This window comes from Pseudomonas corrugata (assembly GCF_001269905.1).
Classification (GTDB): domain Bacteria; phylum Pseudomonadota; class Gammaproteobacteria; order Pseudomonadales; family Pseudomonadaceae; genus Aquipseudomonas; species Aquipseudomonas corrugata.
In genome coordinates, this window is record NZ_LHVK01000005.1 from 160529 (window position 1) to 179549 (window position 19021).

Sequence of the window (19021 nt, forward strand, 5' to 3'; positions counted from 1 at the left end):
CGTTCGGCGTTCGGTCTGTACTTGGAATGAATTTCTCGCGAGTGCGTCGCTCATAACTTTCAGAGCGGCTGAAACCGCGTAACCATTGGCGGGATCAAGGAGAGTCACTTTATGAATTCGATGCCGAAGGGCGACGGACAGGCCACCACGCGTCTGATTCTCGTTGTTGAGGATGACCCGACGATACTGGAATTCCTGTGCGAAATCCTGGAGGACGAAGGGTTTGTCGTGGAGCCTCGGGAAAGCGCCGATTCGGCGTTGACATTCCTCGAGCAGAGCGCGGATTTTGTCGACCTGTTGCTGACCGATATCACCATGCCGGGCACGTTGGACGGTGCGGACCTGGCAAACCTGACCGGAGATCGCTGGCCACAGATACCGTTGCTGATCATGTCCGGTTTCGAAACGCCGGAAAGCGCCGGGATCAAGCACCACGCTGCATTCATCGCCAAGCCCTGGGCGCTGGGGCAGATGCTGGACCTGGTGGAGAGCACGGTGAAGGATCACCAGCTCCATTGACGGATACAGATGAGTATCTGTGGGAGCCTGATGCCAGTCAGTTGAGCCACGAACCTGTGGGAGCATAACTTGCTTGCGATAGCGATAGACCCGTCAACATTGTTGTTGGCCGACTTACCGCAATCGCGAGCAAGCTATGCTCCTAAAAACAGGAGTGACGCTGCTGTTTCTCAGTTCTTGTCCAGGTCCACATTCCTGGTTTCCCGCAGGCAGAGCATGCCCACCACCAGGCTTACCCCGGTGATCACCACGGGGTACCACAGCCCGTAGAAAATATCCCCGGTGTAGACCACCAGAGCGAACGACACGGTGGGCAGGAAGCCACCGAACCAGCCGTTGCCGATGTGGTAGGGCAGGGACATGGAGGTGTAGCGGATGCGGGTTGGAAACAGCTCGACCATCAACGCCGCCAGCGGGCCGTAGCACATCGCCGAGATGATGATCAGCGCCACGATCAAGGCGACGATCATCGGCCGGTTGATCTGCTGGGCATCGGCCTTCTGCGGGTAGCCCGCCAGGGTCACCGCGCCGCGCAGGGCGGCTTCGTCATACCCGTCGATCTTCACGTCACCGACGTTGACCTGCACCGTGCTGCCCGCCGGTGCCGCGACGCTGCTGTAGGGCAGGCCTTGCTTGATCAGGAACGTCTTGACCTTGTCGCAGGGGCTATCGAAACGTGCCTTGCCCACCGGGTCGAACTGGAAAGTGCAGGTGGCCGGGTCGGCGATCACGCTGATCGGTGCCTGGCGACTGGCCAGGTCGATCGCCGGGTTGGCGTAGTGGGCCAGGGTCTTGAAGATCGGAAAGTACAACGCCGTTGCCAATAGCAGACCGATCATCAGCACCGGTTTGCGCCCGACCTTGTCCGAGAGCCAGCCAAAGAAGATGAAGAACGGCGCGCCGATTACCACGCTGACGATCAGCAGGCTGTTGGCCAGGGCCGGGTCCATTTTCAGAAATTGGGTGAGGAAAAACAGCACATAGAATTGCGCGGCATAGAAGGTCACCGCTTGCCCGGCATTGATGCTGAACAGCGCGATCAGCACCACCTTGAGGTTTTCCCATTGACCGAACGATTCACGGATCGGTGCCTTGCAGCACTTGCCTTCTTCTTTCATTTTCACGAAGGACGGTGATTCATGCAGGCTCATGCGGATCCAGGTTGAAATGCCCAACAGCAGGATCGACAGCAGGAATGGAATGCGCCAGCCCCAGACTTCGAACTGATCGCCCGTGAAGTAACGGCAGCCCAGTATCACCAACAGCGAGAGCAGCAGCCCGAGGGTGGCGGTGGACTGAATCCAGCTGGTGTGGAGGCCGCGCTTGCCGATGGGCGCGTGTTCGGCGACGTAGGTCGCTGCGCCGCCGTATTCACCGCCCAGGGCCAGGCCCTGGAGCATACGCAGTGCGACCAGAATGATGGGCGCGGCGATGCCGATGCTGGCGTAGTTGGGCAGCAGGCCGACGCAGAACGTCGCCAGGCCCATAAGGATGATGGTTGCAAGGAACGTGTATTTGCGCCCGATCATGTCCCCCAGCCGCCCGAACACCAATGCGCCGAATGGCCGCACGACGAAGCCGGCGGCGAACGCCATCAGGGCGAAGATGAACGCGGTGGTATCGTTGACGCCGGCGAAGAACTGCTTGCTGATCACCGCCGCCAGGGCGCCATAGAGAAAAAAGTCGTACCACTCGAACACCGTCCCCAGGGACGAGGCGAAGATGACTTTCTGGGTTTCCTGGCTGGTGCCGACGCTGCGCGTGGCTTCCAGGGGCTGAACATGCTCGGACATAGCGGTATCCCTCACAGTGATTGTTTTTGTTGTTCCACTGTCGATGCCGGATTGGCATCTCCTGCTTTGACGCATTCCTTGGGTGACTGCCGTTTCCTGTGGGAGCGAGCCTGCTCGCGATAGCGGTATGCCTGTTAACGAATAGGTTGACTGACACATCGCCATCGCGAGCAGGCTCGCTCCCACAAGGGACCTTGGTTGTTCTTCAGACCGTTGCTGTCTCCTTGGTGCTGACGGTGCTTGTCGCGTTCGTCGCCAGCATCATCCGCGCCGCCTTTTCGGCAATCATCAGCGTCGGCGAGCAGGTATTGCCCGAGGTGATGCGCGGCATGATCGAGGCATCGGCGATGCGCAGGCCCTTGATGCCGTGGACCCGCAGTTGCGCGTCCACCACCGCGTCAGCGTCCTGGCCCATGCGGCAGGTGCCCACCGGATGGAAAATCGTCGTACCGATGCGGGCGGCGGCCCGATGCAGTTCTTCTTCGCTCTGCAGGCCTGGGCCCGGCAGGTATTCCTTTGGCTTGAACGCTTGCAGGGCGGGCGCGGCGACGATGCGTCGGGTCAGGCGGATGGCGTTGGCGGCGACCCGCAGGTCTTCGGGATGGCTCAGGTAGTTGGGCTGGATCAGCGGCGCCTCGTGCGGGTCGGCCGAACGGATGTCTACCCGGCCGCGGCTTTGCGGACGCAGGTCACAGACTGACGCGGTGAACGCCGGGAAACTGTGCAGGGGCTCGCCGAAGCGTTCCAGGGACAATGGCTGCACATGGTATTCAAGATTGGCCGACGTCTGCTCCGGTCCCGAGCGGGCGAACGCGCCGAGCTGGCTGGGCGCCATGGACAGGGGGCCGCTGCGGTCATAAAGGTAGCGCAGGCCCATGCCCATCTTGCCCCACAGCGTGCCAGCAATCTGGTTCAGGGTCCGGGCATTTTCCAACTGGTAGATGAGCCGTAGTTGCAGGTGGTCCTGCAGGTTGCCGCCTACGCCCGGCAGTTCATGCACCACGCCGATTCCCAAGCGTTGCAGCAAGTTGCGCGGGCCGATCCCGGAGCGCTGCAGGATACCCGGCGAACCAATGGCCCCGGCGCACAGGACGATTTCCTGGCGCGCCTTGAAGGTCATGCCTTTGCCTTGCCAGCGGGCACTGACGGCGTAGGCCCGGTCATCGCGTAGCAGAACGCGGTTGACTTCGGCTTCGGTGAGGATCGTCAGGTTGGCGCGCTGGCGAACCGGTTTCAGGAAGGCCTTGGCCGCATTCCAGCGCACGCCGGCTTTCTGATTGACCTGGAAGTAGCCGCAGCCTTCATTGTCGCCACCGTTGAAGTCGTCGACATTGGGTATGCCGCTCTGTTCGGCGGCGTTGCGGAAGGCGTCGAGGATCGGCCATGACAGGCGTTGGCGTTCGACCCGCCATTCACCGCCGGCACCGTGCAGTTCGGAATCCCCGGCAAAGTGATTTTCGCTTTGCCGGAACAGCGGCAGCACGTCTTTCCAGGCCCAACCGGAGTTGCCATCGGCGGCCCAGCCGTCGTAGTCCGCGGCCTGACCGCGCATGTAGATCATGCCGTTGATGGAGGAGCAGCCGCCCAGTACCTTGCCGCGCGGATAACTCAAGGCGCGCCCTTGCAGGCCGGGTTGTGCTTCGGTCTTGAAGCACCAATCGGTACGTGGATTGCCGATACAGAACAGGTAGCCGACCGGGATGTGAATCCATGGATAATTGTCGCGTCCGCCGGCTTCGAGCAGCAGCACCCGATGTTGGGGATTGGCCGAAAGCCGATTGGCCAGCAGGCATCCGGCAGGACCGGCGCCCACGATCACGTAATCGTATTCATCGACGACAGGTTGCATCCGCGACCTCATTTTTTGTTTTTGTCTGACCCATCCTAGTTGTTAGTTTTCGTTAAAAGAATGTTAGTTTTTGCGCAACGGCTGTGCGTTTATAAACAGCGATGTGCAAGGAGCGTTCATGTTCGATTGGAATGACCTGCGTTATTTTCTGGAGCTGCAACGCAGCGGCCGCCTGCTGAGCGCGGCACGGCGGCTGAACACGACCCATGCCACCGTGGCCCGGCACATCGAAGCCATCGAGAAAAGCCTGGGGACCGCGCTGTTTATCCAGCACGCCCAAGGCTATGAACTGACCCCGGCTGGCGAGACGCTGCTCAAGCACGCCGAGGCCATGGAGAACGTGGCGTTGCTGGCCCAGGAGGACATTACCCAGTCCAGCGCGCTTTTGGGCAAGATCCGCCTGGGGGTGACCGAGGGGTTGGGTATCATGTTCCTTGCCAGTCGCATGGACGGATTGTTCCAGCGCTATCCAGGGCTGGAGGTGGAACTGGTGGCGGTGCCGCGATTCGTCAGCATCCTCAACCGTGAGGCGGAAATCAGCATTCACCTCGAACGTCCTGCGGCCGACCTGCTGGTGACCCGCAAGCTCACCGACTACAGCCTGGCGCTGTATGCCAGCCAGGCTTACCTGGATCGCTCGCCGCCGTTGCGCAGCCGTGAGGACCTGGCCCGTCACGCCTGGATCGGTTACGTCGATGACTTGTTGTTCAGTCAGGAGCTGATGTTCCTCAACAGCTTTTGCCGCAACCCGCGGGTGGTGTTCCACAGCACCAGCGTTATCGCCCAGCAACAGGCTGCACGCTCGGGCCTCGGGATCGCCGTGCTGCCGTGCTACATGGCCAGCAACGACCCGGCGCTGGTGCCCTTGCTACCCGACGAAACCCTGCGCCGCAGCTACTGGATCAGCACCCGTCGCGAACTGCACAAATCCGTGCGCCTGCGGGTGCTGTGGGATTACGTGGTGCAGTTGTGCGAGCGGGAGCAGGGGACATTGTTGCCCTGATCTGAATCGGGTGGACATGGCCCTGTGCAAAGCATTTCTGTGGCAAAGGAATTTCTCTGGCAAAGGGATTTTTGTGGCGAGGGGATAAATCCCCTCGCCACAGGTCCTCATGGACAGATATCAGCCCTGGCCGCCCAAGCCCCCTTTTCTGGCCCCCAATGACCTCAAGCCGACACGCCGGCGTGCCGTAACGTGGGAACTGCCAGACCCACAACAAGAAAGGTGCAGCCATGCGCCGCCGAGAGGGGCCTTATGTCGGCAAGCATTCCTTCTGTTCGGTTTCACATCGCGACCCTCACGCTGCTTGGCGCGCTGCTCGCTGGATGCGGCGAAGAGGCCAAGCCGCCTGCGCCCGCGACCCTCAACGCCATGCCCGCCGATGCGGCGCTGGCCCAGGTCTACGACAGCAGTTGCAAGCTCTGCCATGCCAACCCCGGCGCCGGAGCGCCCCTGACCGGCGACGCCAATGCTTGGGCGCCGCGAGTGGCCCAGGGCGCCGACACCCTGCTGGATCACGCGATCAACGGCTACAACGGCATGCCGCCGATGGGCTTGTGCATGCACTGTTCCGAAGAGCAGTTCCTGGCGTTGATCGCCTTCATGTCCGGCCAACAATTTCAGTAGCGGGGGCATGACCATGGACTACTCACGACGCCAATGGCTGCAGCGGGCCGGTGTGGTTGCCGCTTTCGCGGCACTCGGCAGCCAGGGCGCCCTGGCCGAGCTGATGCGCGCGCCACGCCTGATCCCATGGCGCAACTGGTCCGGTGCACAGAGTTGCCTGCCGGCCGCGCGCTTGGCGCCCAAGGACCTTGATGAACTGGTGCAAGTGGTGACCCGTGCCGAAGGACGGATTCGTCCGGTGGGCTCCGGTCATTCCTTCAGCGCTCTGGTGCCCACCGACGGAACCTTGTTGTCGCTGAGTTTTTTCAGCGGCCTGCTGGAGCATGACGCGGCCAGCCTGCAAGCCGAGTTCGGCGGCGGCACGCCGATGTCCCGCATGGGTCCGGCGCTCAAGGTCATCGGTCAGGCGTTGCCGAACATGGCTGACGTGGATTATCAGACCCTGGCCGGCGCCATTGCCACTTCTACCCACGGTACCGGCAAGGCCTTCGGCTCGTATGCGTCCCAGGTCGTCGGCCTGCAATTGGTGACGGCCAGCGGCGAGGTGCTCGATTGCGATGCCAAGCGTCATCCCGAGGTGTTCAAGGCGGGACGTGTGTCGCTCGGAGCGCTGGGGTTGCTGACCCGTGTGCGCTTGCAGAACCGCGCTGCCTATCGGTTGCGCGAGCGCCAATGGGTGGCGAAAACCGAAGAACTGCTGGAAGAGGTGGACGCCAATACCCGGGACAACCAGCACTGGGAAATGCAGGTGGTCACCCATTCCGACTATGCATTGTCGATCACCCTGAACGAAACCACCGATCCGGCCACGCCGCCCATCAGTCCCGAGGAGGAGGGCGGCAACGAATTCGTCACCCTGATCGAGAAGCTCGACAAGTACGGCAGCGACTTTCCGGCGATCCGCCGGTCGTTGCTCAACAGCCTGCGGCTGGTGGCGGACTTCGACGACCGGGTCGGCGATTCCCATGACATTTACGCCAATGCCCGCACCGTGCGTTTCAACGAAATGGAGTATTCAGTGCCGGCCGAGCATGGACCGGCGTGTCTGCGAGAGGTCCTCGCGCTGATCCGCGACAAGGACCTGCGGACCTGGTTTCCCATCGAGTACCGCTACGTGAAGGCTGACGACATCCCCTTGAGCATGTTCGAAGGACGGGACAGTTGTTCGATCTCCGTCCACCAGCATTACCAGATGGACCATCACAATTTCTTCGCCGCCATCGAGCCGATCTTCTGGAAATACCAGGGCCGACCGCACTGGGGGAAATTGCATTCCCTGAACGCCAGGGCGCTCCAGGCACTGTACCCGCGCTGGAACGAATTCATCCAGGTGCGCCAGGCCCTGGATCCCGCTGGGAAGTTTCTGAATGGGCATCTTTCAACGATCCTGGGGGTGAGCTGATGGCTGTCAATCGTCGTGGTTTGCTGAAAGGAACGTTGGGCGCCGGGGTGTTGCTGGCCGGTGTCGGGGCCTGGCTGCGGCCGGATGACCGAGGGGCGCCGTACAGTGATTATTTCCGTCAGTTGAACCGTGAGCTCAAGGCCCATGGCCCCATGCGTCCGGTGATGCTGATCGACTTGGATCGCCTCGATCACAATATCGATGTGGTGAAGGCTTCGGTCCGGCGCGCGGGCAAGCAGTTGCGGCTGGTGGAGAAGTCTCTGCCTTCGCCTCAATTGCTGAAGTACATCGGCGAGCGGGCCGAGACCCGGCGGTTGATGTCGTTTCACCAGCCGTTTCTCAACCACGATGCGCTGCAGTTTCCCGATGCCGATATCCTGCTGGGCAAGCCGCTGCCGGTGCGTTCCGCCGAGCTTTTCTATCAGCTTCACAAAGGGCCGTTCGACCCGTCGCGTCAGTTGCAGTGGCTGCTGGATACGCCCGAGCGCGTTCAGCAATACCAGACCCTGGCCCAAGGGCTGGGTACGCGCATACGGGTCAATATCGAACTGGACGTCGGCCTGCACCGGGGCGGGGTGGCCGATGACGCGGGCCTGGACGCGATGCTCAAGCTGATTCGTGCCCATCCGGCGCAACTGGAATTCGCCGGATTCATGGGCTATGACCCCTTCGTGGGCATGGGCGTGCCCGAACTGTTGGCGAGCCCTGAAACGCTGCTGGCGCGGGTCATGGCGACCTATACCGCTCGGGTGGATTTCGTCCGGTTGCGCTACCCCGACCTGTGGCATCCGGGCCTGACCCTCAACACCGCGGGCAGCCCCAGCTATCGCCTGCATGAACAGGAACGCCTGAGTACCGAAGTGTCGGTGGGAACGGCCATGCTCAAACCCAGTCATTACGACTTGCCATCCTTGAGCGAGCATGTGCCGGCGGCCTACATCGCGACACCGGTACTCAAACGCACTGGCGCGGTGAACATCCCGGCGCTGGACGACAAGTCGCGGATTTTTTCCTGGTGGGACGTGAACCAGCGCGCGACATTCTTTCTCTACGGTGGCAACTGGATGGCCGATTTCGAATCCCCAGCCGGCTTGAAGAGCAACAGTCTCTATGGTCGCAGTTCCAATCAGGAAATGGCCAACGGCTCCGAGGCGGTGGGGCTGGCGGTGGAGGACCAGGTGTTCCTGAGGCCGACCCAGGTCGAGTCGGTGCTGCTGCAGTTCGGTGATCTGCTGGCGGTGCGCGGGGGGCGGATTGTCGAGACGTGGCCGGTTTATAGCTGACTGTGTACTCATGCTCCACTGTCGATCCCTGTGGGAGCCGAGCTTGCTCGCGATAGCGGTGGATCAGTTGGCGAGAATGTTGATTGTGCCGCCGTCATCGCGAGCAAGCTCGGCTCCCACAGGGGATGCAGGTGTTCGCCCGGGTTTTATAGCTCAAACGGAATACTCAGCTTCGCCCAGAGCATCTCGCCTTCGGGGCGGTTCTCCACGTCGAATTCCTTGGCCCAGCGGATCTCGGCGCTGGCGTATTTGAGGAAGGTCAGGTGCAGCGCCGGGCCGATGGCAAAGACCTGGCCGCGCACGCCGTCGTCCACATCCTGCCCGGCAAATTGCACGGTGCGACCGAACTGTTTGTCGTCGGTGGTCTGCTTGAGGTAGTAGCCGTTGAGCCCCACCCTCAGGTTGTCGGTCAGCCGGTAGCTGGCGGAATAGTCGAAGTGGAAAATCTGCCCCGAGCGGTAGTCGGTGTCCTTGTTCTTCCGGTTGAAGCTGTAGGTGGTTTTCATCGACACCTCGGTGTTTTCCGTGGGCAGCCAGGTGAAGGAAAACAGTGGTTTGTAGGTGTAGAAGTTGTTGCTGGTGTTGGCCAGTCGGTCGCGACTGTATTCGCCAGTGGGCACGGTGATTTCCACGGCGGCAGCCAGGGTCAGGTTCTTGCCCATGTCCCAGAGCACGATCGGCGAAATGGTGGTATCGCCCATGCCTTCCCGGGTGTCGCTCATGCCGAACAACGCAACCTCCTGCTTGATCCAGGGCTGGGCGACATAGATCCCCAGTCGCCCGCCGGCGAACCGTAGCGGACTCAGGTAGTCGATGCGCGGGATCACCGCCGTGGACTCGATTTCCACCCCCGGTACCTTGCCGCCCAACGAGCTGATGTCGAATGTCCGGGCTTTGTAATGGTTGTAGTAGAGGTTGAACGCGACCATGTTGTCCGGAAGGCTGTCGACTTCCAGTGGCAACACCAAGAAGCCGTCGGTGCCGGGGCCGATGTTGTCGACTCCGTTTTCGGTGGCCAGGGCGGGCAGCGCAGAGCAGCAGGCCAGGGCCAGGGTCATTTGCAAGGCGAACGTCATGCGGATCGGGTTCATGTGAGGCGCTCATTATTATTGTTGGAGGTACACCGAAGGTCCGAGTCATACAAATAAGCCGTTCGCGGCCGGCCGGGCAGGGTATTGGCGGCCACACAGGGGGGCTTGGGCGGCCAGATTTCGCATCCCTCTTCCCATGGGGGCGTGCTAACGTTTATGAAACAACCGGTTACAAAAACGCCACCTAACGTGCCCCGGAACCCGCCATGCAGATGAAAGTCATCGACCCCACCTATGAGCTGGCGCTGGTTTCGCCATTCCTACTGCAGACCTTGGCCGAAGTCGTGGCGGACAAAGGTTTCGATGCCGCCAGTCTGTGTCGCGGCCTGGGGTTCGGCCTCGACGATCTGCAGGATCCCGCCCAGCGCATTTCCCATCGCCAGGCCGTGGTCATGATTCAACGAGCACTCAAGCTGTTGCCGGATCAGGGACTGGGGCTGTGGGTCGGCGACCGCAACGTGCTCGGTACCCTGGGTCTGCTGGGGCATGTGTTGTCGCTGTGCGAAACCCTGCGCGATGCCTTTGCCCTGGGGATCCGTTATCAACACACCACCGGCGGCATCGCAGTGAGCAGTGTCGAAGAAACCGCTGACCGGATCATGGTCGACGCAACCTGTCGCTTGCCCTTCGTCGAGGTCCAGGTGTTTGCGGTCGAAGAATTCTTCGCCAGCCTGATGGTGTATGGTCGGGCACTGGCGGGCCCGGATTTCAGGCCCCAAGCCGTGGAGTTCATGCACGCGGCGCCGTCCTATGCCTTGGAGTACCAACGGGTCCTGGGACCGGATGTGCGCTTCGGTTGCCGATACAATCGCATGCTGATCGACCTCCACTGGCTGGACGTGCGCCTGCCCAATCATCATCCGCTGGCCCTGCGCCAGGCATTGGCCTTGCTGGAACAGGAAGCGGCCGAGGTCCATCAGAAGATCGATCTGATCCAGGCAGTGGAGCGTGCGATTGCCCGGGACCTGACCCGGGGCAGTCACATCGAGAAAATAGCCGGCGACCTCAACATGAGCGGTCGCACCCTGCGACGGCGCCTGACCGAGCACAACCTGACGTTCGAAACCTTGCTCGAACAGGTGCGTCGCGGCCGGACGCTGAGCTTGCTGGCCAACCCCGAACTGTCCATCGAGCGCATCACCGAAGAGGTTGGCTACAGCGACGTACGCAGCTTCCGCCGGGCCTTCCGACGCTGGACCGGAATGAGCCCCAGTGCATTTCGCAGCGAGGCGGCCGAGAGCTAGTGGCCAGATAGCCCCCTCACCATCAATACCGGCTGACCCAGCGTTTTCGCGAGCAAGCCCGCTTCCACAAGGGATGTGCATGGCTGTGAACTGACTGGTGGTGCTTGTCAGAAAAAACCGACAGGAGTACAAATGTACTCCATGACGACTCTCACTCCCCGCCGCACCGCCATCCTGACCTTCATCCGCGAACGTATCGCCGAACAGGGCCAGCCTCCCAGCCTCGCTGAAATCAGCGAGGCGTTCGGTTTCGCCTCCCGCAGCGTGGCCCGCAAGCATGTGCTGGCGTTGACCGAAGCCGGTTTTATCGAAGTCAATCCGCACCAGGCCCGAGGCATCCGCTTGCTGAACCAGCCGCGGCGGCCCGAGCTGCTGGACGTGCCGGTGCTGGGGCGCGTGGCCGCCGGCCGGCCGATCGGCGCCGATGCCGAGGTTCACGACCGCCTGATGCTGGACCCGGCGATTTTCACCCGGGCACCGGATTACCTGCTGCGGGTCCAGGGCGACTCGATGATCGGCGACGGCATCCTCGACGGCGACCTGGTGGGTGTCCAGCGCACGCCCCAGGCCGCGAACGGACAGATCGTGGTGGCGCGGCTCGACGGTGAAGTCACCATCAAGCGCTTTGAGCGAGTCGGCGAGCGGGTGCGCTTGCTGCCGCGCAATCCGGCCTATCAGCCGATCATCGTCGAGGCCGACCAGGACCTGGCGATAGAAGGGGTGTTCTGTGGCCTGTTGAGGCAAGGCTGATGGGCGCGGTCGTTGCGCTGGACACGCTGTTCAATGGCGGCCAGGTCTGGAAAGGCCGGCCTGCGCCTCCGGCCGCCAGTCCGCAACCCACCGGCCATGCCGCACTGGACGCGGCATTGCCCAGTGGTGGCTGGCCGGAAGCAGCGTTGACGGAAATCCTTCTCGCCGCGCCGGGCCTGGGCGAGTTGCAACTGGTGTGGCCGACCCTGGCGCGACTGTCTGCGCAAGGGGAGCGGATCGTGCTGGTGGCACCGCCGTTCGTGCCCTATCCCCAGGCCTGGCAGAGCGCCGGGGTGGACCTGAGCCAACTGTCGGTGATCCGGGCCGATGAGCGCGATGCCCTGTGGGCCGCTGAACAATGCCTGCGTTCGGGCAGTTGCGGGGCGGTGCTGTGCTGGCCACGCCAGGCGGACGATCGTGCCTTGCGTCGCCTGCAAGTGGCCGCGGAAACCGGCCAGACCCTGGCGTTCGCCTGGCGTCCTGTCCAGGAAGCCATCAATCCGTCGCCGGCCGCCCTGCGCATTGTCATCGATGCCGGGCCCGGACAACTGCGCGTGCTTAAATGCCGCGGTGGTTTGGTCCGTTCGGCACCGATTGCCTTTGCCCACACCACGCCAACAGAGCATTGAGGTTGCGATGCGCTGGGTCTGTATCCTCTTTCCGCAATTGGCGTTGGACGCTGCGCTGCGTCAGCGCCCCGATCCAGAGGAGCCCCTGGCGCTGTTGACCGGCCCGGCCCAGCGTCGGGTGCTGCAAGCGGTCAACGAGCCCGCACGGGCCCTGGGCCTGCGTCCCGGTCAGACCATGGCCGCCGCCCAGGCCCTGAGCAAAGGCTTTGCCACCGCTGAGTACGACGCGGCGCAGATCGAGCACTGGCAACAGTTCCTGGCGGCCTGGGCCTACCGGTTCAGCTCCCAGGTCAGCGTGCATTACCCGCGCACGGTGCTGTTCGAGATCGAGTCGAGCCTGGGCCTGTTCGGGCCCTGGCCGGTCTTCGAGGCACGGCTGCGGGCCGAACTGACAGAGTTGGGGTTTCGTCATCGCATCGTCGCGGCCCCGAACCCGGTGGCGGCGCGAGTGCTCGCCAATGCCCATGACGCCTTGGTGGTACCGGATGCCGAGAGCCTGCAACAACGCCTGTGGCAAATGCCGGTGGATCGGATCGGCCTGCCCCCCGACGTCGCCACGGCATTGTCGCGCATGGGGCTGCGCTGCCTGGAACAGGTCCAGGACTTGCCTCGGCACACGCTGGCACGGCGCTTCGAAGCCCAGGTCCTCAAACACCTCGACGCATTGATCGGCAGTCGCACCCTGGCGCTGTCGTTCTACCTGCCGCCGGACCGTTTCGATGTGCGCATCGAACTCAACTACGACGTCCAGTCCCATCAGGCGCTGCTGTTCCCGTTACGCCGGCTGACCGGTGACCTGTCGGCCTTCCTGTGTGGCCGGGACAGTGGCGTGCAGCGTTTTGACCTGCACCTGGAACACGCCGGGTTGCCGGACACGATCATCAAGGTCGGCCTGCTCAGTGCCGAGCGGGACCCCTCGATGCTCTTCGAACTGGCCCGTGGCCGTCTGGAACAGGTGCAGGTCGAGGCGCCAGTGCGTGGCTTTCGCTTGTGCGCCGAGGACCTGCCGAGCTTCGTGCCCCAGCGCCTGGAGCTGTTCGATGAGCGTCCCCAGCAGTCCTTGCCTTGGGAGCAACTGCGGGAGCGGTTGCGCGCACGGTTGGGGGACGAGGCGGTTCAGGGCCTGGGGTTTCGCGACGACCATCGACCGGAGTGTGCCTGGCAGATGACACCTCAGCCCCGGCCCCAGGCCAGCGTGGTGCGCAGCGGTGTGCAGCGTCCCGGCTGGCTGCTGGACGAACCCCAGGCGTTGCCGGAAGGTCAGGTGCGCGTCCTCATGGGCCCGGAGCGCCTCGAGACCGGCTGGTGGGACGGCGCCGACGTGCGCCGCGATTACTACCTGGTCGAAACCCGTGGGGGGCAACGGGGCTGGGCTTATCGACCGGTGGGCGAGGGTGGTCCGCTATGGTTGCAGGGCTGGTTCGCATGAACGTCGACTATGCCGAACTGCATTGCCTGTCGAATTTCAGTTTCCAGCGTGGTGCCTCCAGCGCATTGGAACTGTGTCGCCGGGCCAGCCAACAAGGCTATCGGGCACTGGCGATCACCGACGAGTGCACGTTGGCCGGCATCGTTCGCGCCTGGCAAGCGGCCAAGGAACTGAACCTGCAATTGATCGTCGGCAGCGAGATCCGGATCGAACACGGTCCGAAACTGGTGCTGCTGGTGGAAAATCTTGAAGGCTACCAAGCCTTGTGCCGGTTGATCACCCGTGCCCGCCGTCGTAGCGAGAAGGGCCACTATCGCATCGTGCGGGAAGACTTCGACGACCCCATGCCAGGGTTGTTGGTGCTGTGGGTACCCGATGGCAAAGACGCCGAAGAGCAGGGCCGCTGGCTTCAGTCGGTCTTCGCCGGGCGCCTGTGGCTGTCGGTCCAGTTGCACTGCGGACAGGACGACCGGCGTCGCCTGGCCGACTTGCTGGCGCTGGCGGACCGCCTGACACTGCCTGCTGTCGCCACGGGCGATGTGCACATGCACGTGCGCGGTCGTCGCGCCTTGCAGGACACCATGACCGCCATCCGGCATCACGTCACGGTGGCCGAGGCCGGCCAACGCCTGCACCCCAACGGCGAGCGCCATCTGCGTAGTCTCCAGGCCCTGGCTGATCTCTATCCCCGCAGATTGCTCGATGAAACCCTGGTGATCGCCCGGCGTTGTACCTTCGACCTGGGTCAGTTGCGCTATGAATACCCTCGGGAGTTGGTGCCCGAGGGGCATGATCCGGCGTCGTGGTTGCGGGAACTGACCGAGCGGGGCCTGCGCGAGCGCTGGAAGAAAGGTGTGGAGGAGCGGATTCGGCGACAGATCGACACCGAGCTGGAACTGATCGCCGAGTTGGGCTACGACAGCTACTTCCTCACCGTGCAGGACATCGTCAGCTTTGCCCGCCAGCGCAACATTCTCTGCCAGGGGCGCGGGTCGGCGGCCAACTCGGCGGTGTGTTATGCCCTGGGCATCACCGAAATCGACCCGAGCCGAACCAACCTGTTGTTCGAGCGGTTCCTGTCCCGAGAGCGCAACGAGCCGCCGGACATTGACGTGGATTTTGAACATGAGCGCCGCGAAGAGGTGTTGCAATACGTCTTCCAGCGCTACGGTCGCCATCGCGCAGCACTGACGGCAGTGGTCAGCAGTTACCATGGCGCCGGGGCGGTGCGGGACGTCGCCAAGGCCCTGGGCCTGCCACCGGATCAGGTCAACGCATTGGCCGACTGTTGCGGTCGCTGGAGCGATGAGGCGCCTCCCGTGGAGCGTCTGCGCGAGGGTGGTTTCGACCCGGACACTCCGATCTTGCGCCGGGTGCTGGGCCTGACCCAGCAACTGATCGGCTTTCCCCGGCACCTGTCCCAGCATCCCGGCGGCTTCGTGATTTCCCAGCAACCCCTGGATACCCTGGTGCCGGTGGAAAACGCCGCCATGGCCGAGCGCACCATCATCCAGTGGGACAAGGACGACCTGGATGCGGTCGGGCTGTTGAAAGTGGATATCCTGGCCCTGGGCATGCTCAGCGCAATCCGTCGGTGTTTCGATTTGATCGAGCACTATCGGGGGCAGCGATACACCTTGGCGGGTTTACCCCGTGAAGATACCGCCACCTTCGAGATGATCAGCCGTGCGGACACCATCGGTGTGTTCCAGATTGAATCACGGGCGCAGATGGCGATGTTGCCCAGGCTCAGGCCCAAGAGTTTCTACGACCTGGTGATCGAAGTGGCGATCGTGCGGCCGGGGCCGATCCAGGGCGGCATGGTGCACCCGTACCTGAAGCGGCGAAATGGAGAGGAAGCCGTCACCTACCCGTCGCAAAAACTGGAGGTAGTGCTCGGGCGTACCCTGGGCATTCCGTTATTCCAGGAGCAGGTCATGCAGATCGCCATCGTGGCGGCCGACTATACCCCCGGCGAAGCGGACCAGTTGCGCCGTTCCATGGCCGCCTGGAAACGTCACGGCGGGCTTGAGCCGCACCGCGAGCGCCTGGCAGAGGGGATGGAGCGCAACGGCTACACCGCCGAATTCGCCGCGCAGATCTTCGAACAGATCAAGGGCTTCGGCAACTACGGTTTCCCGGAGTCCCACGCCGCCAGTTTCGCCTTGCTGACCTATGCCAGCAGCTGGCTCAAATGCCACGAGCCGGCAGCGTTCGCCTGCGCCCTGATCAACAGTTGGCCCATGGGGTTCTACAGTCCGGACCAGATCCTGCAGGATGCCCGCCGGCATCAATTGCAGATCCGTCCGGTGGACGTGCGCGCCAGCGATTGGGATTGCAGTCTCGAGCCTCTGGAGGGGCGGCAACCGGCGATCCGCATGGGCTTGCGTCTGATCAAAGGCTTTCGTGAAGACGATGCCCGGCGTATCGAGGCGGCCCGTCTGCAGCGGGCGTTCAGTGACGTGGCCGACCTGGGCGAGCGCGCGCAACTCGATGCCCGTGCCCAGGCGCAATTGGCTGACGCCGGGGCCTTGCGTGGTTTGGCCGGTGATCGCCATCGTGCGCGTTGGGAAGTGGCCGGTGTGGAAAAGCAATTGGGTCTGTTTGCCGGGCTGCCCCGCCAGGAAGAACCGTCGGTGAATCTGCCCAAGCCCTCGCTGGGGGAGGACCTGTTCGCCGACTACGCCACCCTTGGCACAACACTGGGTCCTCATCCTCTGGCCTTGTTGCGGCCTGAACTGCGTGCCCGACGCTGTCGCAGCTCGCGGGAGTTGCAGGGGGTGGAACATGGCCGCAATGTCAGCGTCGCCGGGCTGGTCACTGGTCGCCAGCGCCCCGGCACGGCCAGTGGCGTGACCTTCGTTACCCTGGAAGATGAATTCGGCAACCTCAACGTGGTGGTCTGGCGCGACCTGGCGGAGCGTCAGCGCAAGGTCCTGGTGGGCTCGCAGTTGCTTCGGGTCGATGGGCGCTGGGAAAGCGTCGGCGAAGTCCGTCACCTGATTGCCGGGCGCTTGAGCGACCTGACCGGGTTGCTGGCGGGCATCAACGTGCGCAGCCGCGATTTTCGCTGAGCCCGTTGTCATCTGGCCACGGGTGCTTTTGGCTCGGCCGGCATGAAACCAAATGCCAACCTTGCGCTCGAAGGTCTGAGCACAAGGGGCTCGCGACTTGCCGATTCCCAGCAGCCATTCGAGGTTCAGAGTCGCCCATGCAGTTCTTATCCCAGCCTCACGGATGTCCCGGGTGGGACGGTGAAATGGCCCGGCGCATCCGGGCGTACGATTGGCGCCAGACCGAACTGGGCCCTATCGAACATTGGTCCGCCAGCTTGCGCAGTGCTGTCCAGGTATTGCTGGCTTCACCCTTGCCGATGGTCATGTTATGGGGTCGCCAGGGCTTCATGATCTACAACGACGCCTACGCCGAGTTCGCTGGCGGGCGTCATCCCTATCTGTTGGGCTGCGCGGTGGAACTGGGCTGGCCGGAAGTGGCCGAGTTCAATCGTCACGTGCTGGACGTATGCCTGGCCGGAGGCACGTTGTCCTATCGCAGCAAGGAACTGGTCCTGTTGCGTGATGGCAAGCCCGAAGATGTGTGGATGGACCTTTTCTACAGCCCGGTGCCTGGCGATGATCAGGCTCCCGCCGGGGTGCTGGCAATTGTTGTGGAAACCACCGAGCTGGTCTTGTCAGAGCGGGCTCGCCAGGCAGCGGAACGCAGTTATCGCGCCGTCAATGAACGCATCCAGCTGGCCCTTTCGGCCGGGCCACTGCTGGGCTCGTTTGTCTGGGATGTCCAAGCCGATACGCTGTCCGGCGACGAGCGTTTCGCCCGCACTTTCGACTATCCGCCAGACACGCCGCTGGAGGCATTGCCCATCGAGATTGCCCGCCAACGTATCCACCCCGATGACCTCGATGAGGTCAATCAGCGCATTGAACTGACCTTGCGCACGGGGTCGCCCTTGAATGTCGAATACCGGGTGCGTCGTCCCGAAGGCGATGACCTGTGGGTGCAGGCCAGCGGTCGATGCGAGTTCGATGCGTTGGGCGAGCCACTGCGTTTCCCCGGTGTGCTGATTGACATCAACGAACGCAAGACCGCCGAGGCGTCGCTGCTCAGATTTACCCGTGACCTGGAACAGCGGGTCGCCAATGAGGTCCAGGCGCGGCTGGCGGCCGAAGAGCAGTTGCGCCAGTCGCAAAAACTCGAGGCTATTGGCGGCCTCACCGGCGGCGTCGCCCATGACTTCAACAACCTGCTGCAAGTGATCGCTGGCAACCTGCACTTGCTGGCACGTCACGAGCCGGACAATGCCAATGTGCAGCGCAGGATCAGTGCCTCCATCGAGGCGGTGGAGCGGGGCGCCAAGCTGTCATCGCAACTGCTGGCCTTTGCCCGCCGCCAGCCGCTGTCGCCGGCGGTCTACAACCCACGTCGCATCTATGACGACCTGGAGGAGTTGCTGCAACGTGCCTTGGGCGAGACCATCCGGATCGAAGTGACCCTGCCCGACGAGCCCTGGTGCATCCATGTGGATCGCAACCAGCTGGAAAATGCCCTGCTGAACCTGGCGATCAATGCCCGCGATGCCATGGGTGGCGAAGGCACCATCCAGATACGGGGCGAGAACATCGTGCTCGACGAAGTCTCCTGTGCCGGCAAAGGCATCCCGGCGGGTGACTATGTGCGGTTGTCGGTGATCGACAGTGGCACAGGCATGCCGCCGGATATTCTCAGCCAGGTATTCGAGCCGTTTTTCACCACCAAGAGCGATGGCCAGGGCACCGGGTTAGGCCTGAGCATGGTGTTCGGGTTCGTCAAGCAGAGCGGCGGGCATATCGAGATAACCAGCGACCTGGGCCAGGGCACGCGGGCGCAGATGTACTTTCCTCGCAGCTTGCAGCCTGAAGCCAGAGAGCAGCCCCACGACTACACGCCTCAGCCCGGCAGACATGAGACGATCATGGTGGTGGAGGACAACGATGCGGTGCGCAGTGCATCGGTGGAGTTGCTTGAGCAGTCCGGCTATAGAACCCTCACTGCTGTCAACGCCGATGCGGCCATGAAGCTGTTGCTCGAAGGCGCCAAGGTAGACCTGATTTTCACCGATGTGGTCATGCCCGGCCTGATCAAGAGTTCCGACCTGGCGGCCTGGGCCAAGGTGCAGACGCCACCAGTGCCGGTACTGTTCACGTCAGGTCACACACGGGACATCATTTCCCGCAACCATCAACTGAGCCCCGACACCCATCTGCTGGGTAAACCCTATGGGCCGGAAGCGTTGACCCGTATGGTCCGGTCGGTGCTTGGCGGTTGATCGCGCTGCCGCAAACAAATGGAACCGAAGCCGTCGCGTTCCCTTCGAATGATCAAGGCCGGTCATCAACCCGGTCTCAGTC

Annotated in this window: 14 protein-coding genes; 11 read left to right on the forward strand and 3 right to left on the reverse strand. The window is 62.9% G+C overall.

Annotated elements, in window-relative coordinates; translation table 11 throughout:
* Window positions 1-111 precede the first annotated feature (111 nt).
* A complete protein-coding gene (locus AD665_RS07510) occupies window positions 112-519 on the forward strand; it encodes a response regulator (RefSeq protein WP_024781367.1) in 408 nt (135 codons plus the stop codon).
* Between the two features lie 170 nt (window positions 520-689).
* On the opposite strand, the gene AD665_RS07515 is transcribed toward AD665_RS07510, so the two are convergent.
* Window positions 690-2312: an MFS transporter gene (locus AD665_RS07515; protein WP_024781368.1), complete on the reverse strand. Its 1623-nt coding sequence runs from the start codon at window positions 2310-2312 to the stop codon at window positions 690-692.
* Between the two features lie 205 nt (window positions 2313-2517).
* The gene (locus tag AD665_RS07520; protein ID WP_053191562.1) at window positions 2518-4161 is read right to left on the reverse strand and encodes a GMC family oxidoreductase; all 1644 of its coding nucleotides are present in this window, start codon (window positions 4159-4161) and stop codon (window positions 2518-2520) included.
* Between the two features lie 118 nt (window positions 4162-4279).
* Here AD665_RS07520 and AD665_RS07525 point away from each other — a divergent pair, with 118 nt between their 5' ends.
* The 4 genes from AD665_RS07525 (at window position 4280) to AD665_RS07540 (ending at window position 8473) form a co-directional block, all read left to right on the forward strand.
* Window positions 4280-5164 (forward strand): LysR family transcriptional regulator, encoded by an 885-nt coding sequence (locus tag AD665_RS07525; protein WP_024781370.1) that lies wholly within the window; start codon window positions 4280-4282, stop codon window positions 5162-5164.
* Between the two features lie 252 nt (window positions 5165-5416).
* The gene (locus AD665_RS07530) at window positions 5417-5788 is read left to right on the forward strand and encodes a c-type cytochrome (protein WP_024781371.1); all 372 of its coding nucleotides are present in this window, start codon (window positions 5417-5419) and stop codon (window positions 5786-5788) included.
* 103 nt (window positions 5789-5891) lie between these two features.
* Window positions 5892-7190: a D-arabinono-1,4-lactone oxidase gene (locus AD665_RS07535; RefSeq protein WP_162232177.1), complete on the forward strand. Its 1299-nt coding sequence runs from the start codon at window positions 5892-5894 to the stop codon at window positions 7188-7190.
* Between the two features lie 74 nt (window positions 7191-7264).
* Entirely contained in the window at window positions 7265-8473 is a 1209-nt protein-coding gene (locus tag AD665_RS07540; RefSeq protein WP_162232178.1) for a DSD1 family PLP-dependent enzyme, read from the forward strand.
* A 146-nt stretch (window positions 8474-8619) separates the two neighbouring features.
* Here AD665_RS07540 and AD665_RS07545 read toward each other — a convergent pair whose 3' ends face one another.
* Entirely contained in the window at window positions 8620-9564 is a 945-nt protein-coding gene (locus tag AD665_RS07545) for a SphA family protein (protein WP_053191569.1), read from the reverse strand.
* Window positions 9565-9770: 206 nt separating this feature from the next.
* On the opposite strand from AD665_RS07545, the gene AD665_RS07550 reads away from it, so the two are divergent.
* The 6 genes from AD665_RS07550 (at window position 9771) to AD665_RS07575 (ending at window position 18939) form a co-directional block, all read left to right on the forward strand.
* Window positions 9771-10808: an AraC family transcriptional regulator gene (locus AD665_RS07550; protein WP_024781375.1), complete on the forward strand. Its 1038-nt coding sequence runs from the start codon at window positions 9771-9773 to the stop codon at window positions 10806-10808.
* A gap of 132 nt (window positions 10809-10940) precedes the next feature.
* Window positions 10941-11558, forward strand: coding sequence for a transcriptional repressor LexA (gene lexA, locus AD665_RS07555; RefSeq protein WP_024781376.1), 618 nt, complete (start codon window positions 10941-10943; stop codon window positions 11556-11558).
* Window positions 11558-12187: a translesion DNA synthesis-associated protein ImuA gene (imuA, locus tag AD665_RS07560; RefSeq protein WP_024781377.1), complete on the forward strand. Its 630-nt coding sequence runs from the start codon at window positions 11558-11560 to the stop codon at window positions 12185-12187. Before lexA ends, imuA begins: the two co-directional genes overlap by 1 nt.
* Window positions 12188-12194: 7 nt before the next feature.
* Window positions 12195-13616, forward strand: coding sequence for a Y-family DNA polymerase (locus AD665_RS07565; RefSeq protein WP_053191571.1), 1422 nt, complete (start codon window positions 12195-12197; stop codon window positions 13614-13616).
* Entirely contained in the window at window positions 13592-16690 is a 3099-nt protein-coding gene (locus AD665_RS07570; RefSeq protein ID WP_162232176.1) for an error-prone DNA polymerase, read from the forward strand. The genes AD665_RS07565 and AD665_RS07570 overlap by 25 nt, the downstream gene beginning before the upstream one ends.
* A gap of 137 nt (window positions 16691-16827) precedes the next feature.
* On the forward strand, window positions 16828-18939 hold the full coding sequence (locus AD665_RS07575) for a hybrid sensor histidine kinase/response regulator (protein ID WP_033035300.1): 2112 nt from the start codon (window positions 16828-16830) through the stop codon (window positions 18937-18939).
* Window positions 18940-19021 lie beyond the last annotated feature (82 nt).

Excerpts from the sequence above, each read along its gene's own strand:
- AD665_RS07550 (WP_024781375.1), top strand. The coding sequence starts at position 9,771 with ATGCAGATGAAAGTCATCGACCCCACCTATGAGCTGGCGCTGGTTTCG.
- AD665_RS07535 (WP_162232177.1), top strand. The coding sequence starts at position 5,892 with ATGCGCGCGCCACGCCTGATCCCATGGCGCAACTGGTCCGGTGCACAG.
- AD665_RS07510 (WP_024781367.1), top strand. The coding sequence starts at position 112 with ATGAATTCGATGCCGAAGGGCGACGGACAGGCCACCACGCGTCTGATT.
- AD665_RS07515 (WP_024781368.1), bottom strand. The coding sequence starts at position 2,312 with ATGTCCGAGCATGTTCAGCCCCTGGAAGCCACGCGCAGCGTCGGCACC.
- AD665_RS07565 (WP_053191571.1), top strand. The coding sequence starts at position 12,195 with ATGCGCTGGGTCTGTATCCTCTTTCCGCAATTGGCGTTGGACGCTGCG.
- AD665_RS07570 (WP_162232176.1), top strand. The coding sequence starts at position 13,592 with ATGGTTGCAGGGCTGGTTCGCATGAACGTCGACTATGCCGAACTGCAT.
- lexA (WP_024781376.1), top strand. The coding sequence starts at position 10,941 with ATGTACTCCATGACGACTCTCACTCCCCGCCGCACCGCCATCCTGACC.
- imuA (WP_024781377.1), top strand. The coding sequence starts at position 11,558 with ATGGGCGCGGTCGTTGCGCTGGACACGCTGTTCAATGGCGGCCAGGTC.
- AD665_RS07545 (WP_053191569.1), bottom strand. The coding sequence starts at position 9,564 with ATGAACCCGATCCGCATGACGTTCGCCTTGCAAATGACCCTGGCCCTG.
- AD665_RS07530 (WP_024781371.1), top strand. The coding sequence starts at position 5,417 with ATGTCGGCAAGCATTCCTTCTGTTCGGTTTCACATCGCGACCCTCACG.
- AD665_RS07520 (WP_053191562.1), bottom strand. The coding sequence starts at position 4,161 with ATGCAACCTGTCGTCGATGAATACGATTACGTGATCGTGGGCGCCGGT.
- AD665_RS07575 (WP_033035300.1), top strand. The coding sequence starts at position 16,828 with ATGCAGTTCTTATCCCAGCCTCACGGATGTCCCGGGTGGGACGGTGAA.
- AD665_RS07525 (WP_024781370.1), top strand. The coding sequence starts at position 4,280 with ATGTTCGATTGGAATGACCTGCGTTATTTTCTGGAGCTGCAACGCAGC.